Source organism: Bacteroides mediterraneensis (assembly GCF_900128455.1).
GTDB classification, from domain to species: domain Bacteria; phylum Bacteroidota; class Bacteroidia; order Bacteroidales; family Bacteroidaceae; genus Phocaeicola; species Phocaeicola mediterraneensis.
In genome coordinates, this window is record NZ_LT635783.1 from 1,357,959 (window position 1) to 1,374,151 (window position 16,193).

Genomic DNA, 16,193 nt, shown 5'->3' on the forward strand with positions numbered 1-16,193 from the left:
TTCCATGGAAAGTGTAGCTGACTATATGATTCGTCCTTTGTATCCAGAGGAAATCCATTTGCTGAGGGATTTTCTTTATGAAGCGATTTTTATTCCTGAAGGAGTTGAACCTCCGTCGATAGATGTGGTGGATTTGCCCGAGTTGAGGCTATATGTGGAGGATTTTGGCAAGAAAAAAGATGATTGTTGCTTGGTGGTCGAGCAGGATGGCAAGGTGGTTGGGGCAGTGTGGACACGTATCATGAAGGATTATGGTCATGTGGATGAGAATACCCCTTCGCTTTCCATTTCCTTATACAAAGCATATCGGAACCGAGGGTTGGGCAGCCGGTTGATGAAGGAGATGCTGAATCTGCTTGAAAATAAAGGTTATCATCGTGTTTCTCTTTCTGTTCAAAAGACTAATTACGCTGTCCGTATGTATTTAAAACTTGGATTTGAGGTTATAAAGGAAACAGAGGAGGAGTTTGTTATGGTGAAAGATCTATTTACTCGGATGCTGGGCACAGTCGGACAACATTCCAACATTGGTCGGAATTTTACTTGTCAGTGTAGTTCCTGTAAAGCGATTAGATGGTTAAAACCGAGATACAAGATTCGTCCGCTTGTTGAAGAAGATATATCCGAAATGCAGCAATTGTTTCGTTCTACCGTACTCAATGTGAATTTGAGAGATTATACGAATGAAGAGGTTATGGACTGGGCATCTTGTGGTGATGATGTAGCACATTGGAAAGATCTTTTGTCGCAAAATTACTATATCGGAGCATTTGATGAACAAGACAGAATGGCAGGATTCTCTTCTATGAATAAGAAAGGGTATTTACATTCGATGTTTGTGCATAAAGACATGCAGGGAAAAGGAGTTGCTACTCAGTTGCTTGAAGAAGTGGAAAAGATGGCCGTTGCGTATGGAGTCACTGAAATCACATCGGAAGTAAGTCTGACCGCTCGACCGTTTTTTGAGCGAAAGGGGTATAAGGTGGTTAAATCTCAGAAGTGCAGAGCCAATAAATTGATGCTGACGAATTTTGTGATGCGCAAGTGCATTCTCTGATGTCCATATTTTTTCTTCTTGTGTGGATTTGAAAACGCGCTGGCACCAATGAGAAAGTATGCTTGAATTTTTTATGTCTCTCACGCGGGAAACGTATGTTTCTGCTTCCGGAACCGTATGTTTCCCGTGTGAGAAACGTACGGTTTAGGGCAGAGAAACATGGAAAATGATTCGTCAGATGATGAAATCGGTTGGGGAGTTTCTTCATTTACAGACGGATACAGTATTCTATAATGGCCTGTTCGTTTTCCGGAATTCTGTCGGGCTGATATTCTTGTATTTCTTGAATAATCTGTTCAGGTGGCTTTCCCAAAAGCATTCAACAGTATTAATAAATTATCGGAATACCTTTTGAACATCTCCCATAAATATTGAAGATATTTCCCTATTTTTGGAATTGCAATGAATATACTTCCAATTTTCAGGAACAAATACATGGGAACTATGGATAAAAAAACAATTACAGCTTCTGTAGAGCGCATTGCCGCTTGCGGGCTATATTGCGGAGCGTGCCGCAAGTATCTCAAAGGGAAATGTCCGGGATGCCGGCAGAATGACAAGGCAGCTTGGTGTAAAATCAGACAATGCTGTCAAGCGAAAGGTTTCGTCAGTTGTGCTGATTGTGATATGGACGTAAAGGCCTGCAAGACACATAATAATGTGATAGGAAAAATTTTTTCTTTTCTGTTCAATTCCGACCGTGCAGCGTGTATTCGTTACATCCAGGCAAATGGATATAAAGCTTTTGCGGAAGAGATGACCCGACGGAAAGCACAGACGATAAGAAAGAGATAATTACAGGGCAGCCCTTTTAAAATGCAAACCGCAACAAAAAAAGATGGAAATATATAATTTGCTGGATGTCAAATCAAGGGACGAGTAACGGGAATGGCTCATGCTGAATCATTAAAAGGAGGCAGAGTTTTGGGTAGCGGTGAAAAATAACAGAGGCCACAACCTCCACGGTCGCGGCCTCTTTCTCAAACAACCAATAAGAAATAAGAGATAATCCTTTAGGGTGTGGATTATCTGATGAACAGCAGTTCTCTATATTTAGGAAGTGTCCACATCTGGTCGTCGACAATCAGTTCAAGCTTGTCGATGTGGTAACGAATCTGTTCCAGCATCGGAGTTATCTTGTCATGATATTCAACGGCTTTCGCACGTTCGTCAGTAATCTTGTTAGCCACTTTGCGTGCTTCTACCATTGTGTCTACGTGTTCCTTGATGTAAGAAGTGTGTTCAGCAATCTTACGGATGATAGCCAGGTTCTCGGCAGACAGCTTTTCTGCTTCTTCTGCAGGGAAAATCTGTTTCATCTTGTAGACATTGTCAATCAGCTTGCTCTGATATTCAATGGCTACCGGAACGATGTGGTTCATTACCAAGTCGCCCAAAACGCGGGCTTCAATCTGGATTTTCTTCGTATAAGTTTCCCATTTCACTTCGTTGCGGGCTTCCAGTTCCTTGCGTGTCATGACGCCTGCTGATTCGAACATGCGTACACTGTCTTCTGTCAGGTACTGGTCGAAGATGACCGGACAGCTGGTTTCGCAGTCCAGACCACGGCGGGCAGCTTCTGCTTTCCATTCATCGCTGTAACCGTTGCCGTCGAAGCGGATAGGCTTGCTCAGTTTGATGTATTTGCGTACTACCTGAATGATGGCTGAAATCTTCGGTTCGCCTTTTTCAATCAGTTCGTCTACTTCTTTCTTGAATTCTGTGAGCTGTTCAGCCACGGCTGTGTTCAGGGCAATCATGGCGCTGGCGCAGTTGGCTTCTGAGCCTACGGCACGGAATTCAAAGCGGTTACCTGTGAAGGCGAATGGAGAAGTACGGTTACGGTCGGTGTTGTCAATCAACAGTTCCGGAATCTGCGGAATGTCGAGCTTCATACCGTGTTTGCCACCCAAGGTAATCAGTTCGTCGGTAGCACTGTCTTCCATGTGGTCGAGCACTTTGCTCAGCTGGCTTCCCAGGAATGAAGAGATGATGGCGGGAGGTGCTTCGTTGGCTCCCAGACGGTGTGCGTTGGTGGCACTCATGATAGAGGCTTTCAGCAGTCCGTTGTGTTTGTATACTGCCATCAGGGTATTGACGATAAATGTGATGAAGCGCAGGTTCTCTTCCGGAGTCTTGCCCGGAGCCATCAGCAGCGTACCGGTATCTGTACCGAGTGACCAGTTGTTGTGCTTACCGGAACCGTTGACACCTTTGAACGGTTTTTCGTGCAACAGTACGCGGAATCCGTGTGTACGTGCCACTTTACGCATCAGTGACATGATCAGCATGTTGTGGTCTACGGCCAAGTTGCATTCTTCGAAGATAGGAGCCAATTCGAACTGGTTCGGAGCTACCTCATTGTGGCGTGTCTTTACCGGAATACCCAGTTCAAGAGCCTGGATTTCGAGGTCTTTCATGAAGGCTGCCACACGGGTAGGGATGGCACCGAAATAGTGGTCTTCCAGCTGCTGGTTTTTAGATGCTTCGTGACCCATCAAAGTTCGTCCAGTCAGCAACAGGTCCGGACGTGCGGCATACAGGCCTTCGTCTACCAGGAAGTATTCCTGTTCCCATCCCAGGTAAGCCATTACTTTCTTTACATTCGGATCGAAATAGTGGCATACATCTACGGCAGCTTTGTTTACTGCGCGGAGGGCTTTCAGCAACGGAGCCTTGTAGTCGAGTGATTCACCGGTATAGGCGATGAAGATAGTCGGGATACACAAGGTGTCGTCTACCACGAACACAGGTGAGGAAGGATCCCATGCACTGTAACCACGGGCTTCGAATGTGTTACGGATACCTCCGTTCGGGAAAGAAGAAGCATCCGGTTCCTGCTGCACGAGCAGTTTTCCGGAGAATTCTTCCATCATGCCACCCTTTCCGTCGTGTTCTACAAATGCGTCGTGCTTCTCAGCAGTGCCTTCCGTCAGCGGCTGGAACCAGTGAGTATAGTGGGTGGCACCCAGTTCGCTGGCCCATTTTTTCATCCCTTCGGCCACAGCATCGGCAATCTGGCGGTCAAGAGCCGCGCCATTGTCCATGGCATCGATGAGCCGTGCAAATACCGTAGAAGGAAGGTATTTGAACATTTTTTCTCTGTTGAATACGTATTTGCCAAAGTATTCTCCCGGTCTTTCTTTGGGAGCGGGCACTTCCAGTGGTTTTGCCTGGAAGGCCTTTTCTACTACTCTGAATCTTAATGTTGACATGTTACTGTAAATTTTTATTGGTTATTTATTAGTTAGTAGTGAATGTTCAATTTTAATTTAATGGTTGTAGGCTGATTCTCCATGTTCGTAGATATCCAGTCCTTCTTCTTCGATTCTGGCTGGAACACGCAAACCGTGTACTTTGTCGAGAACCTTGAAGATGATGTAGCCCATGATGGCAGCCCAGCCGCCTACGATGATGACACCGAAAATCTGTGCACCGAGGAATCCGAAACCGCCTCCGTAGAATGTACCTCCGTCTACGGCGAACAGACCTGTCAGGATGGTTCCAAGGCTACCGCACACGCCGTGTACAGATGAGGCACCTACCGGGTCATCGATTTTCAGACGGTGTTCGATGAATTCTACTGAGAAAATCATGACGGTTCCGCAGATAGCTCCGATGATGGCAGCACCCGCAGGAGATACCATGTCGCATCCGGCTGTGACACCGACCAGTCCGGCAAGGATACCGTTGAGGGTCAGTGAGAGGGAAGGTTTGCCATATTTAACCCAGCTAACCAGCAAGGCCATCATACCACCGGTACAAGCTGCCAGGTTGGTGGTAAGGAACACGTGTGAAATGGCTGTCTGGTCGCCAGAAGTGGCAGCGGCAAGCTGTGAGCCCGGGTTGAAACCGAACCAGCCGAACCAGAGGATGAATACGCCCAGGCAGGCGAGGGTCAGGTTGTGTCCGGGGATGGCTTTTGACTTTCCGTCTTTGCCGTATTTCCCTAAGCGGGGACCGAGGATGGCCGCGCCGACCAGTGCAATCCATCCACCTACAGAGTGTACCACTGTAGAACCGGCAAAGTCATGGAAGGTGTAGCCGAAGAAAGACATCATGAATGAACTCGGGTCAGCGTTGGTGAGCCATCCTCCTCCCCAGGTCCAGTGACCGGATACAGGATAAATCAGGACACTGATGGCTATGGTGTAGACCAGATACATGGAGAACTTGGTACGTTCGGCCATGGCACCTGATACGATAGTGGCAGATGTGGCACAAAACACGGTCTGGAAAATAAGGAAGCCTTCAATCGGAAGACCGTTCTGGATGATGCGGTCCATGGCGTCCAGATCGAAGATATGCGGGGTGCCGAATACATCTCCTACGCCAAACATCAGTCCGAATCCGATGAACCAGAACAGGATGGAACCTACCATGAAGTCAACCAGGTTCTTCATCAGGATGTTGGCGGTGTTTTTGCTGCGGGTGAACCCGGCTTCTACCAAGGCGAATCCCGGCTGCATGAAGAATACCAGCATGGCTGCCAGCAACATCCATACGGTATTGATACCGGTGGACAATTCTGAAATTTTGTCGACTGTGCCTGCTTCTTCAGGAGAAGTCTGTGCGGCTGCAATTAATGGAAAAAGAAGTAAGAAAAGGGGTATGAGGGTCTTGCGGTATGCGCCATGCACACCTTCTTTAAACAGTTTCATAATCTTTACCTTTTTAATTAATACCTGTGTTGATAATCTCCCGTCGGGCTTATTTTTCCTGCTCGGCATTGTAGAGTGAAATATCTCCACGTTCACCGGTACGGATGCGGATGGAGTCTTCCACGGGGATGATGAAAATACGGCCGTCGCCGATTTCACCGGTGTAGGCCGATTTCAGGATGGCCTGTACGGTCTTTTCCACATTCTTCTCGCGCACCACAATGGAAATCAGGATACGTTCGATGGAACTGGTGTCATATACCACCCCACGATAGATACGTCCTTCACGGGTCTTTCCGATACCTCTTACTTCATAGTAGGAGAACCATTCGATGTCGGCGGCCAGCAGTGCCTCCTTCACTTCTTCGAACTTGGTTCTACGGATGATTGCTTCAATTTTCTTCATAATGACGTTATATTTGTATATTGTATTGTTTTGTTATCCTGTATAATCTTTTGCCTTAATTCTGACTAATACCTTGTCATCTCTCTTTTAATTGCTCTAATCGTATGTTTCTATATTAAAAACTGAGTCCAAAAACAAAATAGGCACCTTCTGTAGCCGGATTCCAAATGGCTTGGGCAAATACCGGAAGTGAGAAAGAGTCGGTAAACTTGATTTCTTTCGTGGCTTGCAGGCTGATGTGGGAAACCTCAAATCCGTTAGCTCCGTTGTTGTAGAAACTTGTTTCCCAAGGAGTGGCTCCGATTTCAGCCGACCAGTCCAAACCTCCCAGCTTGAAGGGAGCGGCGATGCTGAAGTAGGAAGAATAGGCCCGGTCGCCATTGGCTTTCACTCCGTCGGCCCCTGCAAAGTTGGTGTACCAGTTGACGGCCAGTACGCCAAAATCGTATCCCACCTGAGCTTCGAATACATGTGCTGTGTTGTGTGCGCCGTAATGGAAATACTGCGGTCCGTTGTTGAACCAGTAGTCGGTGACTGATACACTGAATCCTCCGGTGCTATACCCCAATGTCAGGTCGAATTCTTTTGTGTCGTCTTTGTCTATTCCCACAGAACCCCATCCTGAAAGAGAGAACCCTTTATAGGACACGGAGGCAGAAGGTTGAATGCTGACATTTCCTAAGTCCTGTCCACGCCAGATATATCCGCTGACAAGGTCAGCACCAATGCTGGCTTCTACTTTGTCTTGGGCCATCGAGATGGCTGGAGCTCCTGCTAATGTGAGCAATGCGACTCCGGTGAGATACATTCTTTTCATTTGCTTTCGTGTTTTTAGTTAATGTTGTCGTTAATAACCTCTTTAGTTGTATTGTCTTTTTGTATTGTATTTTCTTGTTTTGCCTTTCTTTTTGTTTTTCGATATGCAAATGTACTTCCTTTTAGACGTATATTTCAATAAATAGCTCTCTTTTTTGTATTATATTTTTTATGGTGTCGGTTTGTTTCTTTTTTCCTCTATTATTGTTTTAAATTGAAATATTTTATCCCTTGTTTTGTTTCATTTGTTTAATGCAGCAGAAATGCTTTCCGTTAAACGTGCCCTTTGAGGGTAGCTTTTGGCGTTGAAACAGGGTTGTGGAGTTTGTTTTTTCCGTACTTTTGTGTCATATTTTAATCCTGATGTGTATGCATTCACCAGTATATTTGTTCAATCCTGACTATGATATGGCTATGGCCAATTTTACTCCTTATTACAAGGCACCGGCGGAAATCTTGCGGATGGCTGCCGATTTGTCGGTTCTTCCGGTGTGGTTTGCCGGGGAGGGTAGTGAAGTGAAAGTGGACTGTCTGGAGCGGGTAGCACTGTTTCGTTGTCAATTGGGTGAAATTTGTCCGGAAGGAGAAGGAAGGGAGATTTTGTCCGGGTTGCTTTCTTCGGTAGATTGGACGGCACAATGGCCCTCTGCCCGTTATGTACCTTGGGGATGGACCCCTGCTTTGGTGCATCGGTTACGTTTGGAAGGGGTGGACGAGGAGTTCCTTCCTACCGCAGAGGAAATGCAACGGATTCGTTATCTTTCATCCCGGGAGCGGTGTCTGGAGATATTGCCGGCATTTGCTGGTTGGGAAGGCATCTGTGGGGAGATGAAAGCTTGTAAGCAGTTGACTGAGGTAGATACGTTCATACGGGAAAGAGGGCAGGTTATCTTGAAAGCTCCCTGGTCGGGAAGTGGTAGAGGGCTTTGGAAGGTTTCTGCGGCAAGCTGGAATGCACAGCTGGCGGGATGGGCGTCCCGTATCTTGAAGGTACAGGGAAGGCTGATGGCAGAGCCCATTTATGACAAGGTGGCTGATTTTGCCATGGAGTTTTTCTCAGATGAGAATGGGGAGGTCCGGTTTGTGGGATATTCTTATTTTGAAACGGATGTGCACGGGAATTATAAAGCAAACCGTCTGTTGAGTAATACTGCTATTGAGGAACGGCTTTCACGTTATGTGTCGTTGGAACGGTTGTCGTGTATCGGGGCTTGCCTGGAAGCGTCGTTGAAAAAGTTGCTGGGGCAAGCTTATCAGGGTTATTTAGGGGTGGATATGATGGTATGTCGTGTGGAAGACGGGTATCGGATACATCCTTGTGTGGAGATTAACCTGCGTATGAATATGGGGGTACTTTCCCGGATTTTATATGACAGGTACGTACATCCTTTGTCGGAAGGAGAATATGTGGTGGAACATTACTTGCGTGAAGGGGAAGCACTCTCGTTTCATCGGGAGATGGTGGAAAGATATCCTTTGGAGTGGAAGGAGGGAAAGGTGGCATCTGGCTACCTTCCTCTGACGCCAGTGAGGGAAGATACCCGGTTTCAGGCTTATCTGCGGGTGGAAGTAGGGGCATAAAAAAAGTCCGGAGAACTTCCGGACTTTTTTATGTTTTGTAGGAATGAGGTTTAGAAGAAGAGATAACGTTTGTCTTCCACTTTTGCTTTCTGATACAGGTCATTGATGAGCTGGCTTCCTGCGATACGTGCGGCCATGTTGCTCAATGTGGCTTCTTCCTGTTTTGCATCAAATTTCTCATTGCCCTTATCCTTGGCATATACCTGAATCATATAAACACCTGCATTACCCTTGACAGGAGCGCTTACTTTGTTGACTGCGGTTTTGGCAGCTACAGCACCGATAACCGGTTCGCTGGCGCGTGTCACTGAAATATAAGCCGGTGCGCTGAAAGTAACGTGTTTTACTGAATCACTCACTGCATCTTTCATGCCTTTTACCTGAGCGATAGAGTTGTATTTCTTCATTTCAGCCATAATCTGGTCTGCTTTCTTGTCGCGACGGATTTCATTCTTCAGCATTTCTGCTACCGAGTTGATGTCACGGTAACCAGCTTCATGAATCTTGTCGAGAGCTACTACCATCAGGTGGTCGTTTTCACCACATTCATACAGCGGAGAAACTTCACCCGGTTTTGCGGCGAAAATCCATTTCAGGGCTTCGCGAGTGGAACGTACACCACCTACATAGTGTTCTGCACTGGAGAGGTCGGTGCGCGGTGTCAGTGTATAACCACTTTCTTCTGCATTCTTGACCATTGATTCGATGGTGGTGTTCTGTGCTACAAACTGGCTGAACTTGTTGTAGGCTGCATTGTAGGTTTCCTTGCTGAATTCAACCGGACGTTTTACTACAGCAACTTTATACTTGGTCTGCATACCTTTTTTGTCCATTACCTGCAGAATCAGGTTGGCCTGTCCCATGTTCACGTTTGTCAGTTCGTTTACAGGCTGGTTGAGCAGTGTGTTGATGAACTTGCTGTTGTCGGCATCCAATTCGGCACCTTCCCAGCTTTGTGAATTAACCCAAGTTGTTTCACCTGTCTGTCCGTAGATTTTAGCTACAGCAGCGAAGTCGGCTCCACCTTTCAACGCATTGTAGATACTGTCGGCCAGCGTCTTTGTCTTTTCTTCTGTGTCGGCATATACCTGAATCTGGCGGAACTGGATAGAATCAGGAGAAGAAACTTTGGCCAGCACCTTGAAGGCATTGTAAGAATCGTCTGTCTGATTGTAGTAAGGGCCATATATTTCATTTACGCCTGTAGAGTCAAGACGGGCAGCCACATCGGCAGGGAGTACCGTCTTTTTTACCGGAACGTCTGAATAGTTTACAGAAGAACCTGTAGAACGTACGAAGGTTCCGAAGTCAGTGGTTGTGTTAGCCAGCTGGCTGCTGTATTCTGTTACTTCTTTTTCAACAGCTTTGCGGTCTGCATCCGACGGAACGACTTTCACATCGATGTAGCGGATGTCGCGTGTTTCTACCAGCTGCTTGAACTGTTCTTTCTTTTCATTGTAACGGTCCTTGATTTCGCTGTCGGAAACCTGGATGGTTGAATCGCTGATAGAGCTGTAGGGAACACCAGCCAGCAGCAAATCGCTTTGTTCTGTACGAGATTTGAATGCATCTTCTGCAGATACCGGATTCGAAATCAATGATTTTGTAACCAGATTCTGGTATTTTTCGGCCAACGTGCTTTCAGCCAGGGTCTTTTCTACGAACTTCCAGAAGGCGCCCATTTTCTGATAATATTCTACATATTGTGCCGGCATTTTGCTAGCGTCCATATTGGCATAGTCTACCAAGAATTTTTTCAGCATATCTTTATCGAACATGCCAGTCTGCGGATTACGGAACGGAGTCTGCATCAGCAACGGGTGAGTTCCTTGGTCGATGATGGCTTGAATTTCGGCATCTGTCACTTTCAGACCCAGTTTCTTTGCCTGTTCAGCAATCAGTTTGTTGTTGACGTAGCTCTGCCATACCTGATCTTTTACGTTGTTCAACTGATCTTCCGTGAGGGAATTCAGTCCGTTTGTCAGTTTGATGACTTCGCTGAGCTCATCTACCATCTTTTGATAATCTTGTGCACTGAGAACTTCCCCGTTCACTTCTCCTACGTCTTGTTTACCTTGATGCGGCTGGAGCACTTTCCATGCGTCTCCCGCAATGAATGCAAAAAGGGCAAGACCGATTACGATGACCAATAAAGGTCCTTTGCTTCGAATTTTTTGTAAAGTTGCCATTTAAAGTTATTATTTTTTTGTTTATTGTTTTTATATTTCTGCTATTAGCGCACGAAGATACAAAAAATACTGTTTAGTCGCTATTTTCTCTCAAAAAAATGCTTATTTCTGTGTAATCAGCTTCACCAGTTCAATTCGATTGGCGCTCACTTTGATAATTTTGAAAGTGAAACCTTCCGTCTCGATGACTTCGTTTACTTTGGGAATGCTTTGGCATTCATTGAGGATAAGTCCGCCTATGGTCTGGTAATCTTCGCTTTCCGGCAGGTTCAGGTTGAATGTCTCATTGGCTTTTTCTATGTCCATTCTTCCGGAAAAGATGTATTCGTTTTCTGAAATCTGTTTGGCTACCGTAGAGGTCGTATCGTGTTCGTCTTCTATGTCACCTAAAATTTCTTCTATCAGGTCTTCCAGTGCCACAATGCCTGAAACTCCTCCAAATTCGTCCACCACCACGGCCAATGAGCGTTTCTGCTGCTTGAAGATGCGCATTAACTTATGTGCAGCCATTGTTTCCGGAACGAATGGAATGCTGCGGATGTTATTCTGCCATTCTGTGGTTCCTTTGAACATTTCGGATGAATGGATGTAGCCTATGATGTTGTCAATATTGTCTTTGTACACGATGATTTTACTGATACCGTTCTCTATGAATACTTTTTTCAGTTCGGCAAGGGAAGTCTCTGAATCTACGGCAATGATTTCTGTACGTGGAATCATGCAGTCACGTATCTTTACATTGGAAAAATCGAGTGCATTGCGGAATATTTTGATCTCATTGTCAATTTCTTCTCCTTCTTTTCCTTCTTCAATGCTGCTTTGTATGAAATAGTCCAGATCGACTTTGGTAAAGGCCTTTTCCCGGTCTTCCTTATTGGTCTTGACTCCCACAAGGTGCAGGATGCCGCTGGAAAGTACGGACGAGAAACGGCTGATGGGGTAGAGTAGGATATAGCAGATGAAGGCAGGCAGACTGAATGCCTTTAGTGTTGCGTTGGGATTCAGCTTGAATAACGTTTTGGGAATGAATTCTCCTGTCACAAGAATAATCAGAGTAGAGATGATGGTTTCTATCGATACAAGTAATGCTTGGTTGGAAATGACATCTGCAAGGATATAGTGTTCAATAAGTTGGGCCATCAAGATACCGTAGATAACTAGGGCGATGTTATTTCCCACCAGCATGGTAGAGATGAAATTATTGGAGTGTCGATAGAATACGGAGAGGATGTAAGACGACACATTGTTCGTCTTTTCCATCTCAAAACGTAGTTTATTGGAAGATACGAAGGCAATTTCCATTCCCGAAAAAAAAGCGGAAAATGCCATAGATATAAGTAACTGGATGATAAGTCCCATGATAAATGGTTTTATTGGGGAGTCCGTGTGCTGTCTGCTTGCACAGCGTTGTCTTCAACCGTAAAAATACCTGTATTGTTATAAATTTGATATTCAGTCATCTGCTGGTTGGATTCAAAGCCGTATCCAGTCAGTACCTTGTCCACTTGTTCGATGCGTATAAATTTGTCTGAATAAATCTTTTCTTTGCCTTGATCCCAGAACATCAGTTCGGTATCGAATTTGTCGCCCCGCTGGCTTTGGATATGTACGTTTCCACGTAATTCCCAAAGTTTTTTGGGCTCATAGTAGTATGCTGTATCTGCTTTGATGCTGGCATCTATATGAAAAAGACTGTCAAACTTTTCCAGATAAATTCCTTTTTCGAAAGCCCAGAATGGAGGGTTTCTATGACTGTAAATAAGCCATTCTGCCGTGATGATTTTATAGCGAATCATTCCGGAGTCGGAAATGAGTGTGGTAACTCCTGTAGTGCGCATGTCGGGCAGGGAGTCGCTTTCTTTTACGGCAGCGGCTGTGGATTGTTCTTTCTTCCCACATGCAGGAACAAAAAGAAACATAACAGTTGCCCATGTGGCAACTGTTATGTTTATAAATAGTTTATATATGTGCTTTTTGAATTTGGCTGACATATATTATCTGATGGTTGTGGTTTCACCAATCCATCCGCCGATTGTGACAGAGTTACCTTTCTTCAAGCCCAGGAAGAAGAGGTCTTCATCTTTCGGAGTATGTCCGGCGTATGTGTTAATCAGTTTCTGAGCTTCTTCAGCCACACTCGGGTCTACGCTCTTTGCACGCTGCAATTTATCGATAGCGGCGAAATAAGTACATTTGTTCAATGCAGCTTCGTCACTCCAGTTCGGGCTTGATGCATACATCTGTGCAATCAGGATGTAAGCTTTACCATATTTGCTGTTGAAAGAAAGAGCCTTGTTTGCATATTGTTTTGCTTTGCTCAACTGTTTCTTGCTGAACAATACTACGGCAGCACTGTATGCATAATCAGCTTTCTTGTCTGCATCTTGTTCGAGTTCGATAGCCTGGTCAAAGTATTCCACACTCTTGTTCATGTCGCCTTTCTTGTAATACATGTAGGCACATCCGGCTGCTGTGGCAGCTGTCGGTTCAATGGCATGAGCAGCTTCAGAGGCGATGAAATAAGCTTCTTCTTCTGTACACTTCAACATCTGCATGACGTTGATTACCTGTTTCAAATATTCCAGGTTGTTCTTGTTCTGGCTTACTTTCGGGCCATAGATAGCCTGCAAATTTTCGCAGCTTGCCGCACCACTGTTGATGAAGTAGGCGTCTACATTGTCTTTAGCTGTCTTCAGTAATTTTTTGTCTCTTTCTTTAGTGGCAGCTTTCAGTGCTTCTTCTGCATAGCCTGAAGTTGTCAGATAGTCTTGGATGAATTGTTCTTTGTGTGCATCGTCACTTTTCAGTTTACGAGAGGACATATCCATCAGGTCCTGGAACATGAAGTAATCGGAAGCGGCTTTTTCCAGGTCTACAGCTTCTTTGGTCATTTCATAAGCCTTGTTCACATCGATGTTTGATCCAGAGAACATGATGTAGTCATGTGCTTTCATACCCAGGATAGAGCCTTTAGTGGTAGGAGTTTTTACAAGCTGATTCAGGCCATCAAGGTACTTGATTCGCTGATCGTGTACAGCCATCAATTCGTCCAGATACTTCTTTTGTTGTGCGGCATCTTTTGAACTGGCAATCAGGGCACGCAGGATTTTGGCACCATTGGTGTAAGTACTTACTTGGGCCAAGGGAGCTTCTGTAAATACAGCCATCCATGGCTTGTATGCGTCAACAAAGTTGTCAGTTTTTACATATTCACTGTAAATACTGATGTTTTGCAAGCAGCGGAGACTATCTTCTCCGTGTCCAAAACGAGAACCGTCTTCCACTCCTTTTTGAGCGAAAGTTGCTGTAGCGCTTAAAGACAACGCACACAGCATTGTAAACATTTTCATTTTCATCGTATGTAAGATTAGTTGTTCATTGTGTTTATTTTTCATATTAATTTACTCTCCATTTCATGAACCAGTGTTCATTGAATGTCAAACCGATTTTCAAGACGAAGCGATTTTCTGATAGCATGTCGCTTGCTGATGGTTTGGCATGAATGTATTGTCCGGTAATACTTAAGACACTGTTTCGCTGATAGAGCTTCAAAGGTAATCCAAATCCAAAACTTACTCCATATTCTTTCGGTCCTTCCACCATACTCTGTGCGACAGGTATCTGGAGATTGGAGTTTGCATAATAGGCACCGAGTCTGTAACGTACACGGCTGAAATAATTTCGTCCGTATTCTTTAGGCAGGAATTCTGCTCCCACGGCAACCTTGGTGCGGTCTTGATATAAATCTGTCCGGTTGTTGTATTTTACTCCGCCCCATTTCTGGAGTGTGTAATCTGCCTCTACTGTCAGATTTTTTTTATGTTTCCATGCCAGTCCGGCTCCATAGATATGGGGTATTCCATAAGAGTCATTTATTTGTTGTTCGCTGACCACGGAGTAGTTGCTTCCATTGGTTATCTGGGTACCTTGAGTGTCATGGCCATTAAGTACGTGTCCCAAACTGTAGGTCAGTCCCAGTGTCATTTCATCTTCCTTGTTAATCGGCTGGGTGTATTGGAGACCGAAGCTCGCATGATAACTGCTTATTGACACCGTGTTGTATGTGATGGTCCGGTCTCCTCCGTTACTGAGTGTTGCCGTTGTCTGGTATTTTAGTTTACCATATAAATAACCGATATTGGCACCAATTGACAGTTTGTCAAAGATCTTGAAACCTAATCCTCCGAAGATTTGTTGCAGGCCTCCGTCACCATAAAAATTATTAGAGATGGTGACATCGCTGCTGTTTTCTATCGATTTGGTTCTGGTAAAGTTATATCCTACGGTAGAAAATGGAGTATATCCAATGGTCATTCCCAATCGGGGATGGAGCCTGAACTGCATACCGATATAGTCAAAACTGGAGTTTTTTGCATTTGTTTTGTATTGTCCTTCTTGAAAGTTTGAGCTTTTTAGTGACATTCCTGCATCGAAAATGAAGGAAAGTGAATCTACAGCTGTGTAAGATGCTGGATTCATGGCGTTTATGTGTTCATTTGTTCTGAGTGCATATCCCACTCCTCCCATTGCCGAGTTGTTTGTGAAGCTTTGATCAAACATGTCGCCTAACCCATAACGCGTGTAAGGTGAATTGGTGCTTATTTGTGCACTCACAATAGTGGCACTTGCTATAAACCATGAACCAACAAGTATCTTTTTACTTAACATTATAATTCAATATTCTGTTTAAACCTTTCAATACTAAAAATCTATCTGCAAAGATGATACTTTTTAAATTTGTATCAAAAGAAAATTTATCTCCTCCAGTTAAAAAAACCAAAAGGTCGGGATATTTCTTTTGCAGAAGAGTGATATAGCCGATAATTTCAAATTCAATTCCTCTGATTACTCCGGCTCGGATAGCAGTTTCTGTATCGAAACCGAATTCAGGAGTTTCTCCTTTTCTTTCAATTAAAGGAAGTTTGTCGCAGCAGGCATTTAATGTCTTAAAACGTGTGTACAGCCCTGGTGAGATGTTCCCACCCCGGTAATTACCTTCTGCGTCAATAAATTCATAGGTAAGGGCGGTACCAGCATCGATTACCAGCAGATTTTTACCTGGAGCCTGATAGTTTGCGCCTACTACGGCGGCCAGTCTGTCCATTCCCAGTGTTTCTGGCGTTTTATACAGATTACGGATAGGGACGGGTGTCTGGTGGTTTAACTCTATGATTTCGAATGGGACCCCTGCCAGTTGCCGTCGTATGGTATTGCTGAGCGTAATGACTGATGCAATGATACCTCTTTTAATCGGATACTTGTTGCATAACATTGACAGCCAGTCCAGCGAATGGTTGGAACCTCTTAACACTTCCACCACTTTGTCACCCTCGAATACTGCCAATTTTGCTACAGTATTGCCAATATCAATTACTAGATTCACTTTTGTCTGCTTTGTTTTGGTTGCAAAGTAAGGTAAAATTTGGATATGTACGTCAATAAAACTGATTATTTATTTCGTCGGTCTGCAAGATTCCATGTAT

Annotated in this window: 13 protein-coding genes; 3 read left to right on the forward strand and 10 right to left on the reverse strand. The window is 44.8% G+C overall.

Going from position 1 to position 16,193, the window contains the following annotated elements; all coding sequences use genetic code 11:
* Nucleotides 1–4 precede the first annotated feature (4 nt).
* Both BQ7480_RS18430 and BQ7480_RS05385 read left to right on the forward strand, forming a co-directional pair.
* Nucleotides 5–1,057 carry a GNAT family N-acetyltransferase gene (locus tag BQ7480_RS18430; protein ID WP_235816641.1) on the forward strand — a complete coding sequence of 351 codons (1,053 nt, stop codon included), beginning with the start codon at nt 5–7 and terminating at the stop codon, nt 1,055–1,057.
* Between the two features lie 444 nt (nt 1,058–1,501).
* The gene (locus BQ7480_RS05385; RefSeq protein WP_072543918.1) at nt 1,502–1,852 is read left to right on the forward strand and encodes a DUF3795 domain-containing protein; all 351 of its coding nucleotides are present in this window, start codon (nt 1,502–1,504) and stop codon (nt 1,850–1,852) included.
* Between the two features lie 230 nt (nt 1,853–2,082).
* On the opposite strand, the gene BQ7480_RS05390 is transcribed toward BQ7480_RS05385, so the two are convergent.
* From BQ7480_RS05390 to BQ7480_RS05405, 4 genes are all read right to left on the reverse strand, one after another.
* On the reverse strand, nt 2,083–4,272 hold the full coding sequence (locus tag BQ7480_RS05390) for a glutamine synthetase III family protein (RefSeq protein ID WP_072542028.1): 2,190 nt from the start codon (nt 4,270–4,272) through the stop codon (nt 2,083–2,085).
* A gap of 57 nt (nt 4,273–4,329) precedes the next feature.
* Complete coding sequence (locus BQ7480_RS05395) at nt 4,330–5,718, reverse strand: ammonium transporter (protein ID WP_072542029.1); 1,389 nt, start codon at nt 5,716–5,718, stop codon at nt 4,330–4,332.
* A 49-nt stretch (nt 5,719–5,767) separates the two neighbouring features.
* Nucleotides 5,768–6,124 (reverse strand): P-II family nitrogen regulator, encoded by a 357-nt coding sequence (locus BQ7480_RS05400; RefSeq protein WP_022354420.1) that lies wholly within the window; start codon nt 6,122–6,124, stop codon nt 5,768–5,770.
* Nucleotides 6,125–6,239: 115 nt separating this feature from the next.
* Nucleotides 6,240–6,941: a hypothetical protein gene (locus tag BQ7480_RS05405; RefSeq protein WP_072542030.1), complete on the reverse strand. Its 702-nt coding sequence runs from the start codon at nt 6,939–6,941 to the stop codon at nt 6,240–6,242.
* A 368-nt stretch (nt 6,942–7,309) separates the two neighbouring features.
* On the opposite strand from BQ7480_RS05405, the gene BQ7480_RS05410 reads away from it, so the two are divergent.
* Nucleotides 7,310–8,521: a hypothetical protein gene (locus BQ7480_RS05410; RefSeq protein WP_083581764.1), complete on the forward strand. Its 1,212-nt coding sequence runs from the start codon at nt 7,310–7,312 to the stop codon at nt 8,519–8,521.
* Between the two features lie 50 nt (nt 8,522–8,571).
* Here the strand turns inward: BQ7480_RS05410 and BQ7480_RS05415 are convergent, their stop codons facing one another.
* The 6 genes from BQ7480_RS05415 to BQ7480_RS05440 form a co-directional block, all read right to left on the reverse strand.
* A complete protein-coding gene (locus BQ7480_RS05415; RefSeq protein WP_072542032.1) occupies nt 8,572–10,710 on the reverse strand; it encodes a peptidylprolyl isomerase in 2,139 nt (712 codons plus the stop codon).
* Nucleotides 10,711–10,812: 102 nt separating this feature from the next.
* On the reverse strand, nt 10,813–12,069 hold the full coding sequence (locus BQ7480_RS05420) for a hemolysin family protein (protein WP_072542033.1): 1,257 nt from the start codon (nt 12,067–12,069) through the stop codon (nt 10,813–10,815).
* Between the two features lie 11 nt (nt 12,070–12,080).
* The gene (lptC, locus tag BQ7480_RS05425) at nt 12,081–12,701 is read right to left on the reverse strand and encodes an LPS export ABC transporter periplasmic protein LptC (RefSeq protein WP_072542034.1); all 621 of its coding nucleotides are present in this window, start codon (nt 12,699–12,701) and stop codon (nt 12,081–12,083) included.
* A 3-nt stretch (nt 12,702–12,704) separates the two neighbouring features.
* Nucleotides 12,705–14,066, reverse strand: coding sequence for a tetratricopeptide repeat protein (locus BQ7480_RS05430; protein ID WP_072542035.1), 1,362 nt, complete (start codon nt 14,064–14,066; stop codon nt 12,705–12,707).
* A gap of 40 nt (nt 14,067–14,106) precedes the next feature.
* On the reverse strand, nt 14,107–15,189 hold the full coding sequence (locus BQ7480_RS05435; protein WP_235816642.1) for a BamG family beta-barrel-assembly machinery protein: 1,083 nt from the start codon (nt 15,187–15,189) through the stop codon (nt 14,107–14,109).
* A 178-nt stretch (nt 15,190–15,367) separates the two neighbouring features.
* Nucleotides 15,368–16,093 (reverse strand): type III pantothenate kinase, encoded by a 726-nt coding sequence (locus BQ7480_RS05440; protein WP_072542037.1) that lies wholly within the window; start codon nt 16,091–16,093, stop codon nt 15,368–15,370.
* Nucleotides 16,094–16,193: the final 100 nt, after the last annotated feature.